Genomic DNA, 283 nt, shown 5'->3' with positions numbered 1-283 from the left:
TGGTCAAAATTGAAAATTATGGCTGTTCCTATAATTGCTTGAGTTAATTTTTCAACAATGGAGGAATATAAATGAGTTCCTGCCGACTCACGTTTTAACATTATTTCAATGAACTGACGAGTTTCCTCCAAAGTACTCATCAAATTCCAGCCAATAAATCGTGAAACCTCTTGATCTGACGCATAATGATGTATCTCTTGAACATCCTCTATCCTTAGTGCTTTGAAGTAGATTTTTTCACCCTCTAATGAATGAAATAAAACAGCCTGCTTCTCCATTTTAA

General features: G+C 34.6%; 1 protein-coding gene. It reads right to left on the bottom strand.

All coding sequences use genetic code 11. The annotated features are described in order from the left end of the window. Positions 1 to 283, bottom strand: a 283-nt coding sequence (locus FNK51_RS26195; RefSeq protein WP_353617994.1) for a GNAT family N-acetyltransferase, incomplete at both ends; no start/stop codon positions are given.

Source organism: Bacillus sp. B4EP4a, from assembly GCF_006680105.1.
In the GTDB taxonomy this organism is placed as follows: domain Bacteria; phylum Bacillota; class Bacilli; order Bacillales; family DSM-1321; genus Peribacillus; species Peribacillus simplex_E.
The sequence above is the reverse complement of the archived record's forward strand: the minus strand, read 5'-3'. Positions and strand labels throughout refer to the sequence as shown.